General features: G+C 67.0%; 19 protein-coding genes, 1 tRNA gene and 1 pseudogene. 7 read left to right on the forward strand and 14 right to left on the reverse strand.

Going from position 1 to position 17,418, the window contains the following annotated elements:
- Positions 1–141: 141 nt before the first annotated feature.
- Positions 142–279 carry a hypothetical protein gene (locus ACFCV3_RS38610; protein WP_165952873.1) on the reverse strand — a complete coding sequence of 46 codons (138 nt, stop codon included), beginning with the start codon at positions 277–279 and terminating at the stop codon, positions 142–144.
- Between the two features lie 296 nt (positions 280–575).
- On the opposite strand from ACFCV3_RS38610, the gene ACFCV3_RS38615 reads away from it, so the two are divergent.
- Positions 576–649: transfer RNA gene (locus ACFCV3_RS38615), tRNA-Ile, on the forward strand.
- 319 nt (positions 650–968) lie between these two features.
- Here ACFCV3_RS38615 and ACFCV3_RS38620 read toward each other — a convergent pair.
- Entirely contained in the window at positions 969–1,223 is a 255-nt protein-coding gene (locus ACFCV3_RS38620) for a hypothetical protein (RefSeq protein ID WP_376039335.1), read from the reverse strand.
- Between the two features lie 136 nt (positions 1,224–1,359).
- Here ACFCV3_RS38620 and ACFCV3_RS38625 point away from each other — a divergent pair, with 136 nt between their 5' ends.
- On the forward strand, positions 1,360–2,178 hold the full coding sequence (locus tag ACFCV3_RS38625; RefSeq protein ID WP_376039337.1) for a hypothetical protein: 819 nt from the start codon (positions 1,360–1,362) through the stop codon (positions 2,176–2,178).
- 16 nt (positions 2,179–2,194) lie between these two features.
- On the opposite strand, the gene ACFCV3_RS38630 is transcribed toward ACFCV3_RS38625, so the two are convergent.
- Entirely contained in the window at positions 2,195–2,545 is a 351-nt protein-coding gene (locus ACFCV3_RS38630; RefSeq protein WP_376039339.1) for a hypothetical protein, read from the reverse strand.
- A 503-nt stretch (positions 2,546–3,048) separates the two neighbouring features.
- On the opposite strand from ACFCV3_RS38630, the gene ACFCV3_RS38635 reads away from it, so the two are divergent.
- Entirely contained in the window at positions 3,049–3,618 is a 570-nt protein-coding gene (locus tag ACFCV3_RS38635; protein ID WP_376039342.1) for a DinB family protein, read from the forward strand.
- A gap of 106 nt (positions 3,619–3,724) precedes the next feature.
- Here ACFCV3_RS38635 and ACFCV3_RS38640 read toward each other — a convergent pair.
- The 6 genes and pseudogenes from ACFCV3_RS38640 to dnaG all read right to left on the reverse strand — a co-directional run bounded on the left by ACFCV3_RS38640 (position 3,725) and on the right by dnaG (position 8,830).
- Positions 3,725–4,458: pseudogene (locus tag ACFCV3_RS38640) on the reverse strand (3-oxoacyl-ACP reductase family protein).
- 134 nt (positions 4,459–4,592) lie between these two features.
- Positions 4,593–5,027 (reverse strand): hypothetical protein, encoded by a 435-nt coding sequence (locus tag ACFCV3_RS38645; protein WP_376039344.1) that lies wholly within the window; start codon positions 5,025–5,027, stop codon positions 4,593–4,595.
- Positions 5,028–5,162: 135 nt separating this feature from the next.
- Positions 5,163–5,753, reverse strand: a complete 591-nt coding sequence (locus ACFCV3_RS38650; protein WP_376039346.1) for a dihydrofolate reductase family protein — start codon at positions 5,751–5,753, stop codon at positions 5,163–5,165.
- Entirely contained in the window at positions 5,750–6,538 is a 789-nt protein-coding gene (locus tag ACFCV3_RS38655) for a metalloregulator ArsR/SmtB family transcription factor (protein WP_376039349.1), read from the reverse strand. The genes ACFCV3_RS38650 and ACFCV3_RS38655 overlap by 4 nt, the downstream gene beginning before the upstream one ends.
- A 45-nt stretch (positions 6,539–6,583) precedes the next feature.
- Positions 6,584–6,871: a YiaA/YiaB family inner membrane protein gene (locus tag ACFCV3_RS38660; RefSeq protein ID WP_376039352.1), complete on the reverse strand. Its 288-nt coding sequence runs from the start codon at positions 6,869–6,871 to the stop codon at positions 6,584–6,586.
- A gap of 51 nt (positions 6,872–6,922) precedes the next feature.
- A complete protein-coding gene (dnaG, locus tag ACFCV3_RS38665) occupies positions 6,923–8,830 on the reverse strand; it encodes a DNA primase (RefSeq protein WP_376039355.1) in 1,908 nt (635 codons plus the stop codon).
- Positions 8,831–8,882: 52 nt separating this feature from the next.
- Between dnaG and ACFCV3_RS38670 the strand changes: the two genes are divergently transcribed.
- Together ACFCV3_RS38670 and ACFCV3_RS38675 are read left to right on the forward strand one after the other, a co-directional pair.
- A complete protein-coding gene (locus ACFCV3_RS38670) occupies positions 8,883–10,463 on the forward strand; it encodes a glycoside hydrolase family 99-like domain-containing protein (RefSeq protein ID WP_376039357.1) in 1,581 nt (526 codons plus the stop codon).
- Positions 10,464–10,472: 9 nt separating this feature from the next.
- Complete coding sequence (locus ACFCV3_RS38675; protein WP_376039360.1) at positions 10,473–11,318, forward strand: TolB family protein; 846 nt, start codon at positions 10,473–10,475, stop codon at positions 11,316–11,318.
- Here ACFCV3_RS38675 and ACFCV3_RS38680 read toward each other — a convergent pair.
- The 4 genes from ACFCV3_RS38680 to ACFCV3_RS38695 all read right to left on the reverse strand — a co-directional run bounded on the left by ACFCV3_RS38680 (position 11,304) and on the right by ACFCV3_RS38695 (position 14,968).
- A complete protein-coding gene (locus tag ACFCV3_RS38680) occupies positions 11,304–12,548 on the reverse strand; it encodes an NAD(P)/FAD-dependent oxidoreductase (RefSeq protein WP_376039363.1) in 1,245 nt (414 codons plus the stop codon). The genes ACFCV3_RS38675 and ACFCV3_RS38680 overlap by 15 nt on opposite strands.
- A gap of 62 nt (positions 12,549–12,610) precedes the next feature.
- A complete protein-coding gene (locus tag ACFCV3_RS38685; protein WP_376039366.1) occupies positions 12,611–13,843 on the reverse strand; it encodes a deoxyguanosinetriphosphate triphosphohydrolase in 1,233 nt (410 codons plus the stop codon).
- 37 nt (positions 13,844–13,880) lie between these two features.
- Entirely contained in the window at positions 13,881–14,261 is a 381-nt protein-coding gene (locus ACFCV3_RS38690; RefSeq protein WP_376039368.1) for a nuclear transport factor 2 family protein, read from the reverse strand.
- Between the two features lie 77 nt (positions 14,262–14,338).
- On the reverse strand, positions 14,339–14,968 hold the full coding sequence (locus ACFCV3_RS38695) for a RibD family protein (RefSeq protein ID WP_376039371.1): 630 nt from the start codon (positions 14,966–14,968) through the stop codon (positions 14,339–14,341).
- Positions 14,969–15,044: 76 nt separating this feature from the next.
- Between ACFCV3_RS38695 and ACFCV3_RS38700 the strand changes: the two genes are divergently transcribed.
- The gene (locus ACFCV3_RS38700; RefSeq protein ID WP_376039374.1) at positions 15,045–15,599 is read left to right on the forward strand and encodes a helix-turn-helix domain-containing protein; all 555 of its coding nucleotides are present in this window, start codon (positions 15,045–15,047) and stop codon (positions 15,597–15,599) included.
- Complete coding sequence (locus tag ACFCV3_RS38705) at positions 15,596–16,852, forward strand: MFS transporter (RefSeq protein ID WP_376039376.1); 1,257 nt, start codon at positions 15,596–15,598, stop codon at positions 16,850–16,852. The genes ACFCV3_RS38700 and ACFCV3_RS38705 overlap by 4 nt, the downstream gene beginning before the upstream one ends.
- On the opposite strand, the gene ACFCV3_RS38710 is transcribed toward ACFCV3_RS38705, so the two are convergent.
- A complete protein-coding gene (locus ACFCV3_RS38710; RefSeq protein WP_376039378.1) occupies positions 16,798–17,403 on the reverse strand; it encodes a TetR/AcrR family transcriptional regulator in 606 nt (201 codons plus the stop codon). The two genes, ACFCV3_RS38705 and ACFCV3_RS38710, sit on opposite strands and share 55 nt — an antisense overlap.
- Between the last annotated feature and the right edge of the window lie 15 nt (positions 17,404–17,418).

Raw genomic sequence — 17,418 nt, forward strand, 5'->3', positions numbered from 1 at the left:
GTGGGCTTGACAAACTAATTCCCTGTTAAAACCCCCCGGTGCCGGGCCCCCCCCCCCCCCCCCCCCGGTTATCGGGCGCGGGCCCAGGGGTTGGCCTCAAAGGCGGACCTCAGCTGAGGCCCGCCTTCCCGTACTCCGCGGCTACTTGCCCTTGCGGCGATCGATCGCCCGCTGAATCCGCTGCTGCGGCTGCCCGGTCAGCTTGGCGATCAGCGGCACCCGGTACTTGAACGCCGCCACCGCCCCGACCACGAGCACAAGGAAAATGAACCAGCCCATCGCCGTTCCCTTCGTCGGACCGGACCTACCACCGGCCTAGCCTCCATCATGCCCCCTCCACCCCAGCCACCACTCCGTCAAACCCCTGACCCACCCCTGGTTTCCAACCCCCGCAGCACGAACAACAGGAGGTAGGTGTCTACGTGTACCCGTTCCCACGCCTGGACCGAACGGACGCAGCCCCGATCCAGCCGACACATCCTGTCGTTACTGCACCACCGCGACCGCCCGAACTGCGGGCACGCCAGCCCGGTCTGTCCCAACCAGCCCCCACACCAGATACCATCACCCCGCACGGGGCGGTAGCTCAGCTGGTTAGAGCACGGGACTCATAATCCCTTGGTCGCGGGTTCGAGTCCCGCCCGCCCCACTTTGGATACCCCGCCGATGCGCGACGTTCGCCACTGACCTAGGCAGTCCTCGCAAACGACTGCTTGCCCGGGTTGTCCATCCTGGTTGCATCAAGCTGCAACCAGTTGGTCTAGACAACTTGACTGGCCCCACCCAGCGTGAGCCCGTAATCAATGGATGTGGCTCGCGCCACATCCATTGATGGCGGCCCGGCGCCTGGCCGTCTGCTGACACTCGGACAGACAAAACCGCCTCCGTCGGCACCTCCTGCCGTCGCCGTGATTCTCCGGATGGCGTTATGACCATTGGATTCTATTTACCGTCGTCATGCTAGGAACTCAAAGGGAGGAACAAATGGGGAAATTCAAGACGATTACGGCGATTTCACTAGCCGCGTGCCTTGTCATGGGCAGCATTGCAGGTACCGCACGGGCAACGGCCGGGGTGATGCCGAGGTCAAGGACTCCTTGACGATCATCAGCAAGCAACCGGTTCGCTTCTTCGATCAGCAATCCGAGTTCGGCCTCGTCACGCGCCGAACCAACATGACGAACGATCCGGCGCCGGCCGGCGACCGACTCAGCGATCTGCACCGCCGTTTCTCGTTGCACAAAGCTGCAATCTGAGCGCGACAGCTATTGCGCATAGCTGCAAGATTCGCGGCGACCGTTGACAGCAGAGGGTGATCGGAGATGTGCTAAACGCAATCTCAAACAAGGGGAACCGCCCATGAACCGCAGAATGAGAATGCTTACGGCTGCCCTCGCGGCGGCCACAGCAATAGCCTCCGGCAGTTCGACCGTCCAGGCAGCACCGCCGGAATCATCAACGGAGTTCTGCAGCGCCGCTCAGCTCGACAGCGGAGAATGCCTGACAGCTGTAGTTGCAGAGGGCGGCAGCATTTCGCCCGAGCAGGCTGCGGTCTCGCAGGCGATCGCACGGGGAGAGCTGGCCAAAGCACGCAACTTCGTTGCTGCACGTGGCAATGCGAAACCCGACGCCGAGCAAGGAGTCCTCGAAGGTCTGGTCTCTGCTGCAGCCAAGGGAACGCCAAAGATCATGGAACCGTCACCGGGCGGTCGCATTGTCGGCGGCACACATTTCCAGAATGGCATGATCGACTACCTCTACTGCAATGGCTCCACTTGCTCACTCGTCGGCAAGGTAGGAGTTGAGTACCGGACCGTACTCAACTTCTACCCGACGGTCACGCTTGATGGCGAGTGGTGGGTGCAGCAGGGTCCGTCCGTCGACTTCACAGCGGCTGAATGCCTGACACGGTACGATCAAAACTCCCTGCCGGACACGACCGTTCGCACCTGGTCAAACTGCCCGGCCGCGCATAATGCGCACAGCTGGACGTTCCGTGCACTAGTCAACGCCCAGAACTGGAGTCAAGGCGGGACCAGGGGCGCGAATTACTTCATGCGGTACCGCTTGACGTTCAAGACGAGCGCTGGAAACCAGCCGATGTTCGGTCCGTGGGAATGGGAGACCTACCGGTACAAGGTCTCGTCGACCGGCGGCTCGGCAGCGTGGCACACGTGAGAGGCCTGAAAAAAACTCAGACGGCTTCGTGATTCCAGAGATCCGGAGGAAAGATGTCTGGTCGCGCTCGCCCCGTGTGATGGAAGGTTTCGCCGGGGCCGACCGTGAAGGCGTCCGGGCCAAGCTGGACCTTGAGCGTTTCGGCCGTGAGGTTGGTGTAGACGTGATGCTCAACCTCGTAGTCGTGAACAACGATCTGTGCATCCGCGTCGAGCCTGTAGATCTTGTCCAGCCGCTCGCCGGAGTCGACATCGCGAAGTTGTAGCTGCCGAGGGACACCCGCAGTCATCGCCTCGATGACTGCGGGTGCCAATTCTTGTTCTGCTGAGGAGATCACCTGCCCCAGCTCCAGATCGCCAACGCTCATGTACTGATCATGCCCCATCCGGCGGTCGGCAGGCCCTAGGACGTGGCATCAGTAGATTGAGGTGACGAGGAGCTTCCCGGCCGCTCCTGCTCCGCCGGGCTAGTTCGCGGTACTGCCGAAGCCGCCAGAACCGCCGCCTCCGGGGCTGTTGCCTGGGGCACCGGGTCCTGCGCCGAAGTTGGGGAAGGCGACTTCACCGCCGCCGTTGGGTGCTGCTCCTCCGCGGCCGGTGAAGCAGCAGGTGCCGCCGATCCGGCGGCCTTGGCCACCGTCGCCGCCAACGACGGGTGGCCGTACGAGGCCGGCAAGAACGACAAGCGGCACGTTCGGCCCTCCGGCAACGACAAGATGGGTTTTACAGGGCTCATAATCCTTGGGTCGTGGGTTCGAGCCCCACCCGCCCCACCCACAGTCCTCAGGTCTTGTCGCGATCGGCGAGCGGGGCACTCGCCGGTGCGCCTTCCGGACGCACATCGTCCGGAATGTCGTCGACGGTCGGTCCTATGGACAACACCTCGACTGTTTCGACCGCGTCGCCGCTGGCTGAGCCGCCGGTTGCCGGGTCCGAAGCCGACACCTTGATCGGCGCGCTGGAGCGCAACCGCCGTACGTTCGCCTGGAAATGCGGCGGCCTGGACGCTGCCGGGCTGCGCCAGACGCATGCACCGTCGACGGTGACACTCGGAGGGCTGCTGAAGCACCTCGCGCTCGTCGAGGACGAGTACTTCACCCATCGCCTGCACAACCGTGAACTCGATGCCCCTTGGAACACCGTCGACTGGGACGCCACGCCGGACTGGGAGTGGCAGAGCGCCGCAGACGACTCCCCCGAGCAACTGCTCGATCTGTGGAACGCGGCCGTTGAGCGGTCCCGCGCCGCCGTCGCTGAAGCACTCGCCAAGGGCGGTCTCGACCAACTCGCCGCCTGGAAGAGCAGCAGCGGTAGGTCGCCGAGCCTGCGCTACATTCTGGTCGACCTGATCGAGGAGTACGCCCGCCACACCGGCCACGCCGACCTGATCAGAGAATCCATCGACGGCCTCACCGGCGAGGGCGCACCTCCCTCTTCCTGACGAAAGTTGTCGCCAGCCGGCGTCGAGCCGCCGGCTGGCACGTCCACAGGCAGTTGCCTATGGCCCCAATCCCGAGCACCACCCGCCCCACCACAAGCTTCTGGCGTCAGACGGTGAAGCCGCCGTCCACGGTCCAGTTGGCGCCGGTGACGAAGGCTGCTTCCGGTCCGGCCAGGTAGCTGACGGCGGCGGCGATCTCGTCGGGGCGGCCGAAACGGCCAAGAGCCATCAGGTCGCGCAGCGAGTTTGCGATCTCGCCGGTCTCGGCGGTCATGTCGGTGGCGTGAGTCCCACCTGGAGGTTGTTGACGGTGATGCCTCGAGGGCCGAGTTCGCGGGCGAGGGCGCGCGTCAGTCCGGCGACTGCCGCCTTCGACATCGCATAGATCGACATACCGGCCAGGGGCACTCGGTCGGCATTGATGCTGCCGATGTTGATGATGCGACCGTTGGAGTCCAGATGCGGTAGAGCTGCTCGGATCGCCGCGAAGACACTGCGGACGTTGACGGCGACCACCCGGTCGAACTGCTCCATGGTCAGCGACTCGATGGGACCCGCAGGGAGGATTCCCGCGTTGTTGACGAGGATGTCCAGACCACCGAACTGGGCCACGGTCTCGTCGATCGATCTGCTGACCTGCTCGGGATCACCACTGTCGGCCTGAATCGCGACGGCCGCACCCCCGAGATCGGCAACCAGCTTCTCGGCCGCGGCGACCGAGGCGCCGTACGTGAAGGCGACCGCAGCGCCATCGCTCACCAGGCGTTGCACGACTGCCGCTCCGATCCCTCGCGAAGCTCCCGTCACCAACGCCCGTCGACCTGCAAGTGGCAGTGCCACAACATCACCCTTTCGAACCGAAGCAATCTCCCGTTCGACGGTAACGACAGTGAGCCCACCTAGTCTGTCCCTGTCAGTGGTAGGTGTTCGGGGAACACCGTGCCGGGCACGGTGTTCCCCGAACTGCGATCAGGTCAGAGGGTTGCGGTGATCGCGATCTTTGCGGGGTTCGGGCAGAGGAAGCTGCCGCTCTTCTTCGGGACGCTTTGTTCGGGGAACGTGCCCGCGTTACCGGAGTAGGTGCCGGTCAGCGTGCCTGAGTAGCCGCAGCTGATCGGTTTGGTGACGGAGACGTCCAGGGTGAGGCTTGCTGCGTTGCCGGGGCCGAAGGTGAGCGTGCCTGATGCGGTGCCGTCGGCGGAGCAACTGTCGGCGATGTCGATCGACTGAATCTGTACGGCGGCCGGGGGCGGGCCGCCTGCGTAGGTGAAGGTGAACGCGCAGGACGTGCCCTGGAACGTGATGGTCCCAGAGCCGGCTGCATCGGTGCGGGCGGATGCCGGACCGGCGGCCACGCCGACGGACGACACCACCAGAAGGGCGGACAGGACTGCAGTACGGAAGCGCATGGCGACCTCCAGATGGGGGGCGGTTAGAGTCGCAGGGCAGCTGCCGCCAACGACGCTAAATCCCTCACCAGAGGTAGTCAACAGGTCACAGTCAGTTTTCTTACCTGCCGGTAGAGGTGAGCGGTGCTCAACTACTCAGCGGATGCGGTCGTAAGTGAGGGCTTGTTCGCCGGTCGGGCCGGTCTGGTGGTGCGTGAGGGCCCAGGTTGTCGCCGGGAGGCCGGTTTCGAAGAGGCGGGAGCCGCCGCCGGTGATGACGGGGACGACTGTGAGGTAGAGGCGGTCGATGAGGTCGTCCGCTAGCAGGGACTTGATGACGGTGGGGGCGCTGTTCACGAGGATGTCGCCGGTCCCGGTGGACTGGAGGTCGGCGACTACCGCGGCGGCGGGGGCGTTGGCGATGCGGGCATGCGCCCAGGGGGCCTCGGTCAGGGTGCTGGAGAGGACGACCTTCTCCACGTCGACCAGCCATTTGGCGTAGCCGCGGTCGCGGGCGTCGGCGTTCTCGTCGTCGGCGACTGTCGACCAGAAGCCGAGGAAGCCTTCGGCGCTGTTGCGGCCGAGGAGTGCCGTGGTGGCGGACTCCCAGATGCGGGACATCTGGTCGCGGGCGACATCCGTTGCGACAAAGGGAAGGAACGGCGCGAAGTCCTGCGGACCGCCGGCGCCGTGGTAGTGGCCGTCGAGGCTGAGCGCGAGGTTGGCGGTCACCAAACGGTTGGTCATGACTGAGCTCCTTGAATGACGCGGGTGAGGTTGTCGAGTACTTGGTTCCAGCCGGTCTCGATACCGGCGATGGACGGAGCAGCCGCCACAGTGGCGTCGTCGAGCCGCAGGTCGAGCCGCAGCCGGGTGCCATCCGCAGCCGCGTTCAGCGCAACGTCGTACGTCGCACTGAACGAAGCTCCGAGCACCGCGAGATCGAACACCAAACGCTTGTACGGCGTCGCCTCGTGCACCGTTCCCTCGGACCGGTACCGGCCGTCGGCATCGCGGTACTCGAGAACCGCCCGCCCGCCAGCACGTGGTTCGAGCAAACCCTCGGTGACTGTCATCGAGGGCGGCGCCCACCACGAGGCGAGCAGGTCGGGCTCGACCCAATGCCGCCAGACGATCTCGGCCGAAGCCGGCAGCACGCGCTCGAAGGAGAACGTCCGCCCGTCGGCCCAACTATCGCGATCAGCAAGCGCCGTCTCCCGCGAGATGGCATCCCGGTAGCGCGCGAGCACATCACGCTCACCGGCATGCGCCCCGGCGCTCGACGCCAACTGCCGCAACCGATCGGCGAAGGCCGTCAACGGCTCACCCTCGAGCGCGTACACACGACGCTGCCCCAGCGGGAAGACCGTCACCAGCCCCACCCGGCCGAGCGCCTGGAGATGCTTGGTGGTCTGCGGCTGCCGCAGCCCAGTGAGCTCAGCGAGCTCACCCACGGAACGCGGGCGCTCGGCCAGCAACTCGACCAGCCGCCACCGCGCTCCGTCACCCAGTACTGCCGCGATCTGCTCCATAACCCGAAGTATTCTCCATAGAGAATATTCTTGTCAAGGAATATGTCAGTCGACGCGGAACGGGTCGTGCTCGGCGAGCAGCTTGTCGAGTCGCGCCTGGTCGACGCGGGTGGTGACGACGGACAACTCCTGCCGATCGCGGACGACCTTCGACAACGTGACCGTCGAGGTGACCAGGTACAGCAGCCCGAGCCCGAGGAAGGCACGGACCCACCCCGGAGCAGGCAGGTAGATGACGGCGACGGTCATCGCGGTCAGGGACAGGCCGAACGAGATGACGGCCTGGACGTAGTACGCGTTGGTCTGCGACGGCTGAATGGGCTTGTTGGTCATGGCAAGATCCTCGCCACTCGCCGACCCGACGGCATGCGCTGAACTACTCAATCAGATGGCGCCGGTGATCGCTTTCTTGCGGAGGTCGGCGCGGTAGGCCTCGAGGGCGATCAGTTCGCCGAACATGCGGTTGTAGTCGTCGGCCTTGTCGATCGGGTTGGTCCGCTGCAGCTTCGACTTCAGGTCCATGATCCGGCGGGCGCAGGTAAGCTCCTGCACTCGCGCGACCAGGGCCAGCGCATACTGCTCGTCGGGCTCGCGGCCCAGCCGGAGCGGGTCGACCGCGAGCGCGCCGACCACGGCAGCGGCCGGGTCGTTGCCGATGGCATCCCGTACGGCGACCACCCAGGCCTCGCCGGGGGCTGCCGTCGACGGGCCACCGGTCTTCTCCATGCCGGCGCGGACCGCGGCCAGCCAGGGGTGGGTGAAGTCGTGGTCGTCCAGCTCGTCGAAGGCGACGCCGACGAGATGGGGGTGCTGCATCGCGACCTTCAGGACGTCCCACTCGATCACGAACCGCTGGTCCCGCGGCGACGGCAGGTCGTTGCGCGGTGGCGGAGCCGGGGCCTCGGTGGTGGTCGTGACCGGCGTCCGCCCTTGCGGGGTCTGCGGCGCCGCGGCCGGGCGCGACGCGGCGCGATGCACCTCGGACCGGACCTGGTCGACCTCCATGCCGAGCAGCCCGGCCAGCTCGCGGGTGAACGCGTCCACCTTCGAGCGGTCCCGGATGCTGATCACGAGCTTGGCCGCGTCGCGCAACGCGTCGATCCGGGTGTCGGCCCGGTCCAGGTCGTACTTCGACAGCACGTTCCCGAGGACGAACCGATACAGCGGAACCCGGCGGCCGATCAGCTCACGGACCGCGGCGTCGCCCTTCTGCAGCCGCACGTCACACGGGTCCAGCCCATCCGGCTCGACCGCGACGTAGGTCTGCGCGGCGAAGGCCTGGTCCCCGGCGAACGCCTTGAGCGCCGCCCGCTGACCCGCCTCATCACCGTCGAAGGTGAAGATCACCTCGCCGCGGAACTGGTCATGGTCGAGCAGCAACTGCCGCAGCACCCGGGCATGGTCCTCGCCGAACGACGTCCCGCAGGTCGCGACCGCGGTCTGGACGCCGGCCAGGTGGCAGGCCATCACGTCGGTGTACCCCTCGACGACCACTGCCTGGTGGCCCTTCGCGATCTCCCGGCGGGCCAGATCCACGCCGTACAGGACCTTGGACTTCTTGTAGATCGGGGTCTCGGGGGTGTTCAGGTACTTCGCTTCGATCTTGTCGTCGTCGAAAAGCCGCCGCGCGCCGAAGCCGATGACGTCCGAGGACGCGTCCCGGATCGGCCACATCAGGCGGCCGCGGAACCGGTCGTACAGACCGCGTTGGCCCTCGGCGGAGACGCCGGACGCGACCAGCTCGGCGTTCGTGAAGCCGCGGCCGCGCAGATGGTTCGTCAGCGCCTCCCCGCCACGTGGTGAGAACCCGACCCCGAAATGTACGGCGGCATCGCGGTCGAAACCACGCTTGTCCAGGAACTGCCGGCCGAGCGCGGCCTCCGGAGCACCGAAGAGCTGCTCGACGAAGTACTCCGCGGCGACCTTGTGGACCTCGACCAGGCGCGGCCGCTGGTTCGCCGGGCCGCGCTGGATCGGTGCGCCGGATTCGTCGTACCGGAGCTGGATGCCGACCTTGGCGGCCAGCGTCTCGACCGCCTCGTGGAAGGTGATCTGATCGATCTTCTGGATGAAGTCGATCACGTCGCCGCCCTCTTGGCAGCCGAAGCAGTAGAAGAACCCGCGCGCCGGAGTGACGTTGAACGACGGCGACTTCTCGTCGTGGAACGGGCACAGGCCCTTGAGCGAGCCACCCCCGGCGTTCTTCAAGGTCACGTACGAGCCGACGACGTCGTCGATCCGGGCCCGCTCGCGCACCAGCGCGATGTCCTCGTCCTTGATCCTGCCTGCCACCCCGCGAGTCTACGATCTCCGGCAAGGGCTCCTGCCCACGGGAGGGAAACTCGTGCACAGAACTTTCGCGCTGCTCGTCCTGAGTGCCGCCACTGTGGCCGCGCTGCTGACCGCCGGACCGGCAGAGGCAGCGGCGAAACCAGCCCAACCAGCGCCTTTCGTGGAGCTGGTCTCCCCCGGCGGCGTCGGCCGCCTCTACACCGCCGACTCCCGCGAGCTCGATGCCGCGACGGCCGCGGGCTACCGCCGCCAGCCCGGTACGACGGGCTTCATCGACCGTACGGTTTCCTCCGGCTCGACCCCGTTGTTCCGGCTCAAGCCGTCGGCGAGCGCGTCGAAATGGCTCTTCACCGCCTCCACCCAGGAGCGCGACACGCTGATCGCTCGAGGCTGGGTCAGTGAAGGCACGGCCGGGTACGTCGCCACCCAGCCGGGCGCGGGCCTGGTCCAGCTCCGCCGGTTCACGAACGGTTCCGAATGGCGGCTCGCCCTGGAGCCACGCACCACCGAACTGCTGAACGCGGGCTACACCCTCGACGGCCCGGTCGGCTACGTCCGCCAGACCTGGATCCGGGCCGGCGCGGTCTACTTCGGCATGTTCCACACCGGCGGTCACCCGACGATCATCCAGCGCACCAAGGAGATCTACGGCCGCGACAACGACTGGTGGGGCGGTGTCCGCGACTTCCACGACGGCACCCGCTACGCAGCCGACAACTGGCCCGGCGAGGACTGGTCGAACCTCAAGCCGTCGATCGGGTACTACGACGACTCCCAACCGGCCACGCTGGAGAAGCACATCACCCAGGCGACGTCGGCCGGGCTCAGCTTCTTCAACTTCTACTACTACTGGGACAGCCGAAAGCAGCGCCAGGATCTCACCGACAAAGCACTCGACGCGTTCCTCCAGGCCGGCAACAAGGACAGCATCGACTTCACCATCGGCGTCTGCGCCCACCCGTACGCACCACTCAACATCCCCGTCGCCCAGTACGACGCCGTCGCGACGAACCTCGCGCAGTACCTGCAGCAGGACAACACGCTCCGCACGAACGACGGCCGCAAGATCCTGAACATCTGCGACGCCCGCGGCCTGGGCGACGGCAGCAATGCGCAGGTGAAGCAGTTCATCGACGCGGTGCGCGCGAAGTCCGGTCAGGACCTCTACGTGATGATCAACCAGGCCGGATTCGACCCGCAGCAGGTCAGCAACGCCGGCGCCAATTCGCCGTACTGCACGACCGACGGTCCGAGTATCGAGGCACGCTCGTACGCGACCTATCTGCGCGACCAACGCAAGTTCTACAACCAGGCACCCACCGGTCCCTACGGCCGCTGCGTGCTCTCGGACTTCGACGAGCGGCCGCGCTACCCGATCGAGACCACGGACGTCAGCAAGATCCGCTGGATGCCCGACCAGTCCTTCGACGGCTTCCGCCAAGCGCTCCGCAACGCCACCGCCGACCTGGCCGCCTCCACCCGCCCGTCCACCGTCGACAACTACCTCTACCTCTATGCCTGGAACGAGTGGCACGAGGGCGGCGTCATCGAACCCAACGAACGTGACGGGTGCCGATACCTGGACATCCTGCAGAGCGAACTGGCACTCCAAGGTCCGGGCTGCGTCAGCTAACTTGGCTGCGTGCCCCGAACCCTGCGCCCCGGCCAACGGTCCGAGCTCTACACCGTCGACGTCCGCACCGGCGAGCACCAACTGGTGTTCACGAGTGACGAGACCCTCTTCGAAGCACCCAACTGGACGCCGCACGGCAACCTGATCGTCAACGGCGACGGCAAGCTGTTCCGCGTCGACAACGGACTCATCGAGATCGAGCTCGACGGAGTGCCGGACATCAACAACGATCACGTCGTGAGCCCGGACGGCACGACCGTCTACGTCTCCGCGGACGACGGACACCTGTACGCCGTTCCGCTGGCCGGCGGGCCTGGTCGCCGGGTCAGCAACGACCGCGGACCGGGCTTCCACCACTACCTGCACGGAATCTCGCCGGACGGGACGACGCTCGCGTACATCGGGCTCGAGTCGATCAACGGCCGACGGATCACCAATGTGTGGACCATCCCAGCGGCCGGCGGGCCCGACGTACAGATCACGAACGACGAGCACGCCGACGACGGGTCAGAGTACGGTCCGGACGGGAAGTGGATCTACTTCAACTCCGAACGCGCCGGGCATGCGCAGCTCTTCCGGATCGGAGATGAGGTGGAGCAGCTCACGTTCGACGAGCGGGTCAACTGGTTCCCGCACCCCGCGCCGGACGGCTCCTCCATCGCCTACGTCAGCTTCCCGCCCGGCACCGAAGGCCACCCGGCCGACATCGACGACGTCCGCCTCCGCCTCCTCACGGAGGAAGGCATCCGCGACCTCACGACGCTGTTCGGTGGCCAGGGCACGATGAACGTGCCGAGCTGGTCACCGGACAGCACGAGCTTCGCGTACGTCGCCTATCCGCTAGACGTCAGCTAGCGGGATCGAGGGGTCGGCCAGGCGGGTCGGGTCGACCTGCCGGCCGGACTTGATCAGGTCGCGGACGCCGCCGATACCGTCGTCCCAGAGGTTCACATGCATGCCGGCCAGGACGCGGTGGTCGTCGCTCAGCCAGAAGGCCAGGTAGGCACCAGACTTCGGGTCGCCGCGCAGGACGACCTGGTACGACGCGCCGTGCGGGATGTCGCCGACGTACTCCATGCCGAGGTCGAACTGGTCGGTGAAGAAGTACGGGATCGCGTCGTGCGCCACGTCCTGACCGAGCATCGACTTCGCGGCCGCCGCGCCAGTGTCCTTCGCGTTCTGCCAGTGCTCGAGGCGGATCGGACGGCCGAACAGCGGGTGATCCCAGCGCACCACGTCCCCCGCGGCGTACACATCCTCGGCCGAGGTCCGCAGGTCGGCGCCGGTGACGATGCCGGAGCCTGCCTCGCGAGTGGCGACCTCGATCCCGGCCTCCGCTGCGAGCTCCGTATTCGGCTGGACGCCGACACCGACGACCACCAGATCGGCCGGCAGCACCTCGCCGCCGGAGATCCGCACGCCGGTCACCTTGTCCGTGCCCTCGAAACCTTCGACCGTTGTCCCGAACCGGAGCTCGACACCGTGCGCGCGGTGGAAGTCGGCGTACAGCTCACCGACCTGCTCACCCATCACCGAGGCCAGCGCGGTCGACTGCGGCTCGAGCACGGTCACCTCGCAACCGCGTTCCTTCGCAGCCGAAGCGGCCTCCAGCCCGATCCAGCCAGCACCAACTACGACCACGCGCGGGGTCGCGGCGTACGCGTCCGTCAGCGCCTGCGACTCGGCCGCAGTCCGCAGATAGTGAACCCCTTCCAGGTCCCCACCCGGTACGTCGAGTTTCCGGACCCTGCTCCCGGTCGCGATCAGCAGCTTGGCGTAGGACTGCGTCGAGCCGTCGTCCAGGGTGACCGTGTGCGAGGCGCTGTCGATCGCGGTCACGGTCGTACCGAGCCGGAGCTCGACGGTGTTGTCGTCGTACCACTGCCGGTCGTGCAGCTGCGCGGACTCCGGCCCCTTCTTGGCGAGCAGGACGTCCTTGGACAACGGAGGCCGCTCGTACGGCAACTCGGTCTCACTGCCGATCAGCACGATGCCGCCGGACCAGCCCTCCTCTCGCAGGGTCTTGGCCGCGGTTGCTCCCGCGAGGCTCGCACCAACGATGACGATGGGCTCTGCAGCAGTCATGTCACCGACCTTAGCCCTGTGTCACCAGAGTGTCGCGCCAGGCTCCTGTCGTTGGCGGGGCGTCAGGCCGGCCGCACCAGCTCCTCATGCCACGCGACGGCGGATGGGTCCGTCAACGACGCGATCTGATCGACGATGACGCGCAGTCGCGCCTTGTCGTCAGCGGCGTCGTGCCAGTCCGCACGGAGGGGCGCGTCGAGATGCGTCGGTCCCGTTCTCCAGAGCGCGTCGGCGAGCTCGGTGAGCATTTCGCGCTGGGTGGCGCGCCTGGCCTGACGCTCCGGCGAGTTCAGCACGTGGAACATGCCGACTCCCTTGAGTAACCCGATCTCCACCCGGACGCCATCCGGTACGACGAGATCCGCCTCGTACCGAATCAGGCGGGAGCGGCCGAACACCGCATGGGTCGCCTGCTCGGCCGATGTCACGAATCGCCCGATCAGCTGACTGGTCAGGTCCTTCAGCCCACCGAGCGCGCGCCGGCTGTCGTCGAACGCACCACCTGGCCAGTAGTTCAGCCCGGTCAACCGCCGCCAGCCTTCGTCCAGCTCCGCATCGGTTGCCTCCGGCAAGTACATCTGCCGGACAGTCTCCCAGTACGGCGCCCGGTCCGCATCGACCGCGGCCAGGTCGATGTGGTGCGCGACGATCCCGTCCTCGACGTCGTGCACCGAATACGCCACGTCGTCGGCGAAGTCCATCACCTGCGCCTCGAGACACTGACGCTCACCGACCCCCTGCCGCAACCACCCGAACACGGCGAGATCGTCGTCGTACACACCGAACTTGCGCACCCCCGCGCGGCGGGGCCACGGGTACTTGGTCGACGCGTCGAGGGTCGCGCGGCTGAGGTTGAGCCCGACACTGCGCCCGGCCGGGTCGAACGTCTTCGACTCCAGCCGGGTCAGCAACCGCAGCGTCTGCGCATTCCCCTCGAAACCACCGATCTCGGCCGCGAGCTGATCGAGCGCCCGCTCACCGTTGTGCCCGAACGGCGGATGCCCGAGGTCGTGCGCCAGGCAGGCCGCGTCCACGATGTCGGGATCGCAGCCGAGCGTGGACGCCAGCTCACGGCCGATCTGCGCGACCTCGAGGCTGTGGGTCAGCCGGTTGCGGACGAAGTCGTCACTGCCGGCGGTGGCGACCTGCGTCTTGGCCGCCAACCGCCGCAGCGCGGCACTGTGCAGCACCCGGGCGCGATCACGCGCGAACGCCGTCCGGCCCGGTCTCTTGACCGGCTCCGCGACCCACCGCTCGGCGTCGTGCTCGTCGTACCACTCGTGCTGCTTCCTCATCACCGTTCACACTAACGGCGAGCACCGACAGTTTTCGTTACCCCCAACCGCCCTGCACCATCGTCTGGAACTTCCAGTCCCCGTCGACCTTCACCAGCAGATCGCCGTACCGCGACGGCACGGTCTGCCCGCTCTCGACGTACGTCATCGTCCCGTCGGTGATCACGAAGACCAGGTCGTCGGACAGGAAGTGCGGCGTCCTGGTCGTGTCGAACCTGACCTCACCAGCACCGACCACCTCCTTCATCTGCGCGATGTACGCCGCCCGGTCGATCTGGATCGCACTCCCGGTGCCCTTGCCGTCGTCGGTCACCTCGTTCAGCGGGAACAACGCCAGGTCCGCCATCCCCTCGAAGTCCTCCGCCGCCACCAGCGCGTCGTACCGCTCGAACCACTCCCGCACACTCGCCTCTGACAAAACGTCTCCCCTTCGTTGAAACTACGTACACTGTACCCAGTTTAACGGCAGAGCCAAACCTTTTGTTCCCGATCGGCTCAAGAAACGCAGTAGCGCGACCAGATGACCCCGCCCGCGAACACCTCGGTCCCCGCATGCTCCAGCCGGACCCCGGTCGTCCCACACCACGGCTGCCCCTCGCCGACGATCACCGGATGCACAAGCAGCGCCAACTCATCCACCAACCCGAGCTCCAGCAGTACGGCGATCAACTCGCCACCAGACTCGACCCGAACCACCCGCGCCCCGCGCTCCCCCAGGCGGTCCAGGACCTCCTCCAGATCCACCTGCTCATACCCAGTGACCAGCTCCCGGGTCGTCGCATCCGGCGGGCGAGCCGGCGTCTGATCGGCGTACAGCGCGAGCACGTCGGACCAATGACCGAGCTGCCGCAGGGCATCCCACTCCCGCACCCGCCCCCGGCTGTCAACGACCGCCAACAGAGGCCCGGCCTCCCGCACCCCAAGCCTCCGCGCCTCACCCTCAGGGTCGGCGCGACACACCCCGCGCACCACGCTTTCCTGGGCGAGGATCGTGTCCGCGCCGGCCAGCGTCACGTCCTCCTGCCAGAGCGTGGCCATCGCGTAGTACCGCGCCAGGTCCGCATCGAACCCGGCCGTCCGCCCGTCCAGCGAGACCGCCACCTGAGCCACTACATGAGGCCGCATACCCCGAACGCTAGAGATCACCACCGACAGTTCCTGGATATTGCAGAGACTCCTCTGCAGAGACTACTCTGCAATCATGCGACGCATCGACGCCCGAAGCCTGCGCGGACTCGCCCACCCGCTGCGGATGAACATCCTGGAGGCGATCGAGGTGGACGGCCCAGCCACCTCGACCACTCTCGCGGCCCGCCTCGGGGAGAACACCGGCACGATCAGCTGGCACCTGCGCCTGCTGGCCGAGCACGGCTACCTCGAGGAGGACGTCGAGCGCGGCAACAAACGTGAGCGCTGGTGGCGGATCCCGAAGGGCGCGACCGTCCTCGACCCGGCCGAGTTCCGCGACGACCCCGAGACCAGCGGCGCCTTGCGCGTCTACCTGAGCCACCTCGTCGAGCGCTACTTCGGCCGCGTCCGGAGGTACCTCGACGAGAACTGGCCCGGTGAGTGGCAGTCCGCCGCTTCTCTCTCCGACTGGCGCAACCTCCACCTGACCCCGTCCCAGCTCCAGAACCTGAACGAGGAACTGGGCGCGATCATCGACCGCTACATCGACCTAGCCCCCGACGGCGAGAACGCCGAGCGCATCATCGTCCAGCTTCAGTCCTTCCCCCAGCGTCCGGAACACCCATGAGCCTGCTGCGAACGCACCGGGACTTCAGGCTGTTGTGGGGTGGGGAGACGGTCAACCGGTTCGGGACTGCGATCTCCGGGGTGGCGATTCCGTTGATCGCGATCTCCGAACTGGCTGCGAGCACGTTCGAGGTCGGTTTGCTGACGGCGGCAGCGTGGGCGCCGTGGCTCGCGATCGGGTTGCCTGTCGGCGCGTGGATCGACCGGCGGCATCGCCGGCCACTCATGATCGGTACGTCGGTCGTGTCCCTGCTGCTGTTGATCGCCGTACCGGTTGCAGCGTTCGCCGGGCTGCTCACCATCCAGCTGTTGCTGGTGATCGCGCTGCTCACCGGCGCCGCGAGCGTCGTGTTCCAGACCGCCTACACGGCCTACCTCCCCGCGCTGCTCGACCCCGCGGATCACGCGGAAGGCAACGCCAAACTCCACGGCAGCGCCGCGGCCGCCCAGATCGCCGGGCTGGGCTGCGGTGGTTTGATCGTCCAGTTCGCCGGAGCGACCAACGCCCTGTTCTTCGACGCGGCGACCTTCGCCGTCGCCGCCTGCTGCCTGACCGCGATCCGATTCCGCGAACGCCGTACGACGACCTCCCGTCGTACCGGCGCGATTCGCGAGGGGATCCACCTCGTCGCGCGGGACGTCTGGTTGCGAACCCTGACGATCTTCGGCGCCACCTCGAACCTGGCCCTGATGGGCTACCAAGCGATCATCGTCGTCTTCCTGGTCCGCACAGTCGGCTTGGCCCCTGGCACCGTCGGCGCGCTGGTCGCAGCCGCGGCCAGTGGCGGAGTGCTCGGCGCATTCGTCGGCCGTCGACTGGCCAAACGCTTCGGTACGGCGCGCGCCCTGCTGCTCTGCGAACTCGGCCTACCGACGCTCGCCCTATTGATCCCGCTCGCCCAGCTCAGCCCAGCGCTGTACGTGATCGGCGGCTTCGGAGTCGGCGCGGGCGTGGTCGGCGGCAACGTGGTGAAGTCGACGTTCCTCCAGTCCTACTGCCCGCCCGACCTGCTCGGCCGCCTGACCGCGACCACGTCGTTCGTGAACTACGGGACGATCCCGCTCGGCGCGCTCCTCGGCGGCAGCCTGGCCACGTGGCTCGGCCTCGAAACCGCCCTGTGGATCACCACAGCCGGCGTACCGCTGGCCGGTTTGGTCTTGCTGCTCTCACCTATCCGCGGACGGCGCGACCTGCCGACTCACGGCCGAGCGGACTCTAGCCGCGCCCCAATCGACCGCCTCGCCTGGTCGTAGACCCCCTCGTCCCCATGCAGGATCGATGCGAGGTTGGCCGCTTCGTAGTACGCGTTCAGGTCGAACGCCAGCTGCACCGGATCCGCATCGAGCTCCCCGCGCTCGACCGCCCCCCGGACGACGTCCGTCACCATATCCATCCACTCCCGGTGGACCCCGGCCAGCGCCTCATGGACGGCTCCCCCGCGAGCGGCGTACTCGTGGGAGACCTTCTGGAAGAAGCAGCCGCCAGGGAACACCCGGCGCCGTGAGTAGTCGATCCAGCATTCGCTCAGCTTCCGCACCCGCTCGATCCCCGGCTCCGCCTCGAACGCCGGCAGCACCACGGCGTCCGCGTAGATCCGTCGCGCGGCCCGGATCGTCGCGAGCTGCAGCTCCTCCTTCGACCCGAAGTGCGCGAACAACCCGCTCTTGCTGATCCCGAGTTCGGTGGCCAGCCGCCCGATCGACAGCCCTTCCAGCCCGTCGACCGACGCGATGTCGACCGCGCGCCGCAGCACCGCGCGGCGGGTCTGGTCACCGCGCACCAACCGTCCGTCGACCTTCTCCACGCTCCGATCCTATTC

The organism is Kribbella sp. NPDC056345 (genome assembly GCF_042262745.1).
Taxonomy (GTDB): Bacteria; Actinomycetota; Actinomycetes; order Propionibacteriales; family Kribbellaceae; genus Kribbella.